We start from the raw sequence: 6,059 nt of genomic DNA, 5'->3' as shown, positions 1-6,059 counted from the left end.
TCCGGCTCCGCCTCGGCGAACGCCGCCGCGACCGACGCCGGGATCGGGATCGACGCCGGGATCGGCCCGCCCACCGACCCGGAACCCGGGCTTTGGGCACCGGCACCCGCACCTGCGGCACCCGCACCACCCGCCGGATCGGCCTGCGCCGAGCCACCGGCCTCCGGCCACTGCACCGGGAGCGTCCACGTCCCGGTGGCCGCCGGATCCGTACTGGCCGAGCCGAGCGGCACGATCATCGGCGGCGGCACGTAGCCGTGCCCGGGCGCCGCGAGCGGCTCCCCGGTGCCGAGCGCGTCCAGCATGTCCTGCGGCAGTTTCACGAAGGCCGTGGCGTCCGAGTCGTACTCGCCGCCCTGCGGGACCGGTTCCCAGCCCCAGCCCGCCGTGCCGTTCCCCTGGGTCACGTTCTCGTTCTCGTTCTCGCTCATGAGGTCAGCGCCCTCCCGAGGGCCCTGCGCGCCAGCACGGCCACCGTCCGCCGCAGATGCAGTACTCCGGGAGCCACCGGCTCGCCCTGGTCGGGCACACAGGCGGCCGCGACGTACTCGCCGAAGGCCTCCAGTGCCTCGGGGGCCAGGCTCCGCCCGCCGTCCCAGTCGATCAGCGAGGCCACCCACTGCTCGGCCTCCAGCGGCCGCAGCGGCATCGGGGCGACCGCGCCGATCGCGCAGCGCACGCCCCGGCGCGCGGGGTCCAGGACGAGCCCCACGGATGCCACGGCGCGCCCCGGCCCGGTACGGCCGGTGGCCTTCAGGAACACCTGCGGCGCGTGCAGCAGCGGCACCCGCACGAAGCCGATCAGCTCGCCGGGCCGCAGCATCTCGCGCCCGGCCAGCAGGTACGACACCGGGATCTCGCGCTGCCCGCCCGGGCCGACGATGACGAGTACGGCCTCCAGCGCGGCCAGTACGGGCAGTGCGTCACCGGTGGGCGCGGCGGTGGCGATGTTGCCGCCGAGGGTGCCCGCGTTGCGGATCTGCGGGGGGCCGGCGGCCCGGGCCGCGGCCGCCAGGGCGGGGATCAGAGCGGCGAAATCCGGCCGTCCCATCCGGGCGTGCGTGAGGCCCGCACCGAGCAGCGCGTGGCCGTCCTGGTACTGCCAGCCGCGGATCTCGTTGATCCGGCCCAGTCCCACCAGTGCGGCGGGCCGCAGCAGCCCGGCGTTGACGGCGGCCATCAGGTCGGTGCCGCCGGCGACCGGCACGGCGGCGGGCATGGCGGTGAGCGCCGCCACGGCCTCGTCGAGCGAGGCCGGCAGCGTCACGGACTGCGCCGCCTGCGGGCCCTGCGGCCCCTGAGGTGAATCCAGTGCGTGCGGTGCGTGCGTGGTCAACCCAGCTGCCCCTTCCCGATGTCCCGGTTCCGGCGCTCACGCCTGTTCCGCCGTACGGTACGTGCTCACCGCCGGGACGTGGCAACTCTGGCACATCTTCCGGGCCGCCCGGCGCGAGGGTCGGCCCGCTGCGCCGGGCCCCGGCGCGGTGCCCCGTACGGGCTGTACCGCCCTGTCGCACTGTCTTCGACAACCCTCCTCCCCGATTGCCCGATTTTCCCCGTATGGGAGGAAATTGGGGCAGAGTTCCACTCCCGTTCCCTTTCGGTTCCGGTCGGCGCCGTCATCCACTTGTCACACGTTCGGGGGCGCGCCGTCGATCGGGCGCCCCAGCACCCCGGGCCGCCGCTGCCTCGGCAACGGGCCGCCCGGAGGCCGGTAGCCGACCCCTTGGGCGGCCAACCGCGCGTAGTGCGCGGCCATCCGCCCCTCGAACCCCGCGAAGTCGCGCTCCCGGGGCTCCGGCTGCCACGACCACACCACCTCGGCGAAGGCCACCAGGCGCGGGAACACCTGGTAGTCGACCCGGTCCTGGTTCTCCATCACCTCGGTCCAGACGTTGGCCTGCGCGCCGAGGACCCGGGCGGCGGCCTCCGGCGACAGCTTCGGCGGCACCGGTTCGAAGCGGTAGACGTCCTCCAGCGAGCGTACGTACCCGATGGGCATCGGCTCGTCCGCCCCGTCCGACTGCCGGTGGTCCAGGTACACCTGCTGTTCCGGGCACATGACCACGTCGTGCCCGGCCTCGGCCGCGGCGATGCCGCCCGCGTAGCCGCGCCAGGAGGACACCGCGGCGCCTTCGGCGAGCCCGCCCTCCAGGATCTCGTCCCAGCCGATCAGCCGCCGCCCCCGCGCGGCGAGCCAGCTGTCGAAGTGCCGGACGAACCAGGACTGCAGCCCGTCCTCCCCGTCCACGCCCAGCTCGCGGATCCGCTCCTGCGCGACCGCGGAGGCCTTCCACTGCGCCTTGGGGCATTCGTCCCCGCCCACGTGCACGAAGGGTGAGACGTCCGCCGGGAACAGTTCCAGCAGCTCCTCGAAGACCCCCTCGTAGAACCGCAGCACGGCCTCGGTGGGTGCGAGCACGTTCTCGGTGATTCCCCAGTCGTCCCACACCGCGAGCGCCGCGGTGTCGACCACGTCCGTGTTGCCCAGCTCCGGGTACGCGGCGATCGCGGCCTGCGAATGCCCCGGTACGTCGATCTCCGGGACCACCCGGACGTGCCGCTCCGCGGCGTACGCGACGATCTCGCGGATGTCGTCCTGCGTGTAGTACCCGCCGTGCGGGGTCTCGTTCCACAGCGGCGAGGCCCGGTGGCCCCACCGGCTGCGCGGGCGCCAGGAGCCGACCTCGGTCAGCCGCGGGTAGCGCTTGATCTCGACCCGCCAGCCCTGGTCGTCGGTCAGGTGCAGGTGCAGCACGTTGAGCTTGTGCGCGGCGAGCAGGTCGATGTAGCGCAGCACGCCGTCCTTGGGCATGAAGTGCCGGGCCACGTCCAGCATCATCCCGCGCCAGCCGAACCGCGGGCCGTCCGTGACGAGGCCGTGCGGCAGGCTCCACGCGCGGCCGGGCAGCGGCGCCCTGCGGTACGCGTCGGGCCCCAGCAGCTGACGCAGCGTCTGGACGCCCCAGAACAGCCCTGCCGCGCTCGCGCCCGTCAGCTCCGCCCCGTCCGGGCCGATGTCGATGCGGTACGACTCCGGGCCCAGGTCCGTCGCGGCGGCCGGGTCGACGCGCAGCCGCAGCTCGGCGGTGACGCCGGCCGCGGCGGCGGGCAGCTCCCAGCCGGTGGCCGCCCCCAGCTCCCGCCGCAGCCAGCGCGCGACCGTCCCGGTCCCCGGACCCGCGTCGAGGAGCGGCCCGGGGCCGAACGCGAAGCGGCGCCCGTCCTCGTCGAGACGTGCGACCCGGGGGGCGGGGATCAGGTCCGTGCGCAGGTCCATGCGTCAGCCCTTCACGACTGCGTGCGCGTGTTGCGTCCTGCGCAACGCTCGTTCCGCAGGGCGCTCGTCGCGCCGACCCTAACGCGGCGTTCGGGGACGGCAAAGACCCCCGGACGCGCTGTGGCGCACCGGGGGTCTCGGTCCCGCGGAAGAAGGAGGGCCGGGGTGCGGACTACTTGTCCTTGCCGCCCTTGTCCTTGTCCCCACCGGGGCCCATGGACTCGTAGATCTCCTTGCACATGGGGCAGACCGGGTACTTCTTCGGGTCCCGGCCCGGTACCCAGACCTTGCCGCAGAGCGCGACGACGGGGGTCCCGTCGAGCGCGCTCGCCATGATCTTGTCCTTCTGGACGTAGTGGGCGAAGCGCTCGTGGTCGCCGTCACCGTGCGACACCTGCGGCGTCGGCTCTACGAGGGTCCCCGTGCCAGTCCCGCGCTCGGGCTCAAGAGTGCTCATGGAACCCAGGGTACTTAACCCCGCGCCGGTCAGTTCAGCGACGGGTCGTCCGGATAGGTGGCGACCATCGCGAGGTCGCTGCGCTGGCGGCGCAGCACCGCCCGCCAGAGCCGCTCCGGATCCGGGAAGGACACGTCCCCGGGCTCCGACTCCACGACGTACCAGGCGCCCTCGCCCAGCTCCGCCTCCAGCTGACCCGGGCCCCAGCCGGAGTAACCGGCGAAGATCCGCAGGCCGCCCAGGGCCGCGGCCAGCAGCTCCGGCGGCATCTCCAGGTCGACCAGTCCGATCGCCCCGTGCACGCGGCGCCAGCCGAGCGGACCCTCCTCGCCCGGGATCACCGCCAGCCCCAGGGCCGAGTCCATGGCGACGGGTCCGCCCTGGAAGACCACACCGGGAGAGCCGGCCAGGGGCGCCCAGGGCAGCAGGACGTCACCGACGCCGACGGGGGTCGGCCTGTTCAGGACCACGCCGAGGGAGCCCTGCTCGTCGTGGTCGAGCAGCAGCACGACAGCGCGGTCGAAATTCGGGTCCGCGAGGGCGGGGGTGGCCACGAGCAGCCGCCCTGTGAGGGAGGACACCTCGGTCATGCCGCCATGATCCCGCACATCGGCCGATTCCGGGGAGCGGGTGGAAAGATCGGATCGATCGCAGCTCAGGGCGCACGGCAGCGGCGAGGAGCGCGCACGGACGGCGTAGGCGGAACGCAACACTCCGCCATGTGGTGGATACGGAGGGTGTTGTACCGAATTCATGACAGTCACAAGGCCACGTCGGCCTTACGAACAAGGGGGTGGTGGCCCTTACCCTTTTCCCTGGCCCCCTGCCCACCCCTCTCCGGAACGCGAGATTCATGACCGGCATCAGTGACGATGTACTGCTTGTCCACGGCGGTACCCCGCTCGAGGGCGAGATCCGTGTCCGTGGTGCGAAGAACCTCGTGCCCAAGGCCATGGTCGCCGCTCTGCTCGGCAGCGAACCCAGCCGGCTGCGCAACGTTCCCGACATCCGTGACGTGCGCGTCGTCCGCGGGCTGCTCCAGCTGCACGGGGTGACGGTCCGTCCCGGCGAGGAGCCGGGCGAGCTCGTCCTCGACCCCACCCACGTCGAGAGCGCGAACGTCGCCGACATCGACGCCCACGCGGGCTCCTCGCGCATCCCGATCCTGTTCTGCGGCCCCCTGCTGCACCGGCTCGGCCACGCCTTCATCCCGGGCCTGGGCGGCTGCGACATCGGCGGCCGGCCGATCGACTTCCACTTCGACGTGCTCCGCCAGTTCGGCGCGACCATCGAGAAGCGGGAGGGCGGCCAGTACCTGGAGGCTCCGCAGCGCCTGCGCGGCTGCAAGATCCGCCTCCCCTACCCGTCGGTCGGCTCGACCGAGCAGGTGCTGCTGACGGCCGTCCTGGCCGAGGGCGTCACCGAGCTCAGCAACGCCGCGGTGGAGCCGGAGATCGAGGACCTCATCTGCGTCCTGCAGAAGATGGGCGCGATCATCTCCGTCGACACCGACCGGACCATCCGGATCACGGGCGTCGACCGCCTCGGCGGTTACAACCACAAGGCCCTCCCTGACCGCCTGGAAGCCGCCTCCTGGGCTTCAGCGGCGCTCGCCACCGGCGGCAACGTCTACGTGCGCGGCGCCCAGCAGCGCTCGATGATGACCTTCCTGAACACCTTCCGGCGCGTCGGCGGGGCGTTCGAGATCGACGACGACGGCATCCGCTTCTGGCACCCGGGCGGCCCGCTCAACGCCATCGCGCTGGAGACGGACGTGCACCCCGGCTTCCAGACCGACTGGCAGCAGCCGCTGGTCGTGGCCCTGACGCAGGCCTCCGGCCTGTCGATCGTCCACGAGACGGTCTACGAGTCCCGGCTCGGCTTCACCTCGGCGCTCAACCAGATGGGTGCTCACATCCAGCTGTACCGCGAGTGCCTGGGCGGCAGCGCCTGCCGCTTCGGCCAGCGCAACTTCCTGCACTCCGCGGTCGTCTCCGGCCCCACCAAGCTGCAGGGCGCCGACCTGGTCATCCCCGACCTGCGCGGCGGATTCTCGTACCTGATCGCGGCCCTGGCCGCCGCGGGCACCTCGCGGGTCCACGGCATCGACCTCATCAACCGCGGCTACGAGAACTTCATGGAGAAGCTCGTGGAACTCGGCGCGAAGGTCGAGCTCCCCGGCGGCGACCTCGCCTGAGGCCCCCCGCGCGCACGCAGAAGCCCCCCGGACCCGCACAGGGCCCGGGGGGCTTTTCCGTGCCCCCCGGCGTACGGGGCCGGACGAAGGGTCAAGGGCCGTACGGGCGCTGCGCAGGGGCCGTA

The 6,059-nt window shown here is 72.9% G+C and carries 5 protein-coding genes and 1 pseudogene; 1 reads left to right on the top strand and 5 read right to left on the bottom strand.

Annotated elements, in window-relative coordinates:
- From ACWGIU_RS26820 to ACWGIU_RS26800, 5 genes and pseudogenes are all read right to left on the bottom strand, one after another.
- Positions 1 to 431 (bottom strand): annotated as a pseudogene (locus tag ACWGIU_RS26820) (hypothetical protein); the annotation flags it as partial.
- Positions 428 to 1,312, bottom strand: a complete 885-nt coding sequence (locus ACWGIU_RS26815; RefSeq protein ID WP_453709903.1) for an FAD binding domain-containing protein — start codon at positions 1,310 to 1,312, stop codon at positions 428 to 430. The gene ACWGIU_RS26815 and the pseudogene ACWGIU_RS26820, both read right to left, overlap by 4 nt.
- Positions 1,313 to 1,630: 318 nt before the next feature.
- On the bottom strand, positions 1,631 to 3,280 hold the full coding sequence (locus ACWGIU_RS26810; protein WP_453709901.1) for a beta-N-acetylhexosaminidase: 1,650 nt from the start codon (positions 3,278 to 3,280) through the stop codon (positions 1,631 to 1,633).
- A gap of 172 nt (positions 3,281 to 3,452) precedes the next feature.
- Complete coding sequence (locus ACWGIU_RS26805; protein WP_030010729.1) at positions 3,453 to 3,737, bottom strand: DUF3039 domain-containing protein; 285 nt, start codon at positions 3,735 to 3,737, stop codon at positions 3,453 to 3,455.
- 29 nt (positions 3,738 to 3,766) lie between these two features.
- Positions 3,767 to 4,327, bottom strand: coding sequence for a YqgE/AlgH family protein (locus ACWGIU_RS26800; protein ID WP_030724226.1), 561 nt, complete (start codon positions 4,325 to 4,327; stop codon positions 3,767 to 3,769).
- A 263-nt stretch (positions 4,328 to 4,590) separates the two neighbouring features.
- On the opposite strand from ACWGIU_RS26800, the gene murA reads away from it, so the two are divergent.
- The gene (gene murA, locus ACWGIU_RS26795; protein ID WP_453709899.1) at positions 4,591 to 5,934 is read left to right on the top strand and encodes a UDP-N-acetylglucosamine 1-carboxyvinyltransferase; all 1,344 of its coding nucleotides are present in this window, start codon (positions 4,591 to 4,593) and stop codon (positions 5,932 to 5,934) included.
- Positions 5,935 to 6,059: the final 125 nt, after the last annotated feature.

Source organism: Streptomyces sp. NPDC054840 (assembly GCF_053611065.1).
The sequence above is the reverse complement of the archived record's forward strand: the minus strand, read 5'-3'. Positions and strand labels throughout refer to the sequence as shown.

What these genes read in the sequence shown, in the direction of transcription:
- ACWGIU_RS26810 (WP_453709901.1), bottom strand. Translation starts at nt 3,280, where the DNA reads ATGGACCTGCGCACGGACCTGATCCCCGCCCCCCGGGTCGCACGTCTC.
- ACWGIU_RS26805 (WP_030010729.1), bottom strand. Translation starts at nt 3,737, where the DNA reads ATGAGCACTCTTGAGCCCGAGCGCGGGACTGGCACGGGGACCCTCGTA.
- ACWGIU_RS26800 (WP_030724226.1), bottom strand. Translation starts at nt 4,327, where the DNA reads ATGACCGAGGTGTCCTCCCTCACAGGGCGGCTGCTCGTGGCCACCCCC.
- murA (WP_453709899.1), top strand. Translation starts at nt 4,591, where the DNA reads ATGACCGGCATCAGTGACGATGTACTGCTTGTCCACGGCGGTACCCCG.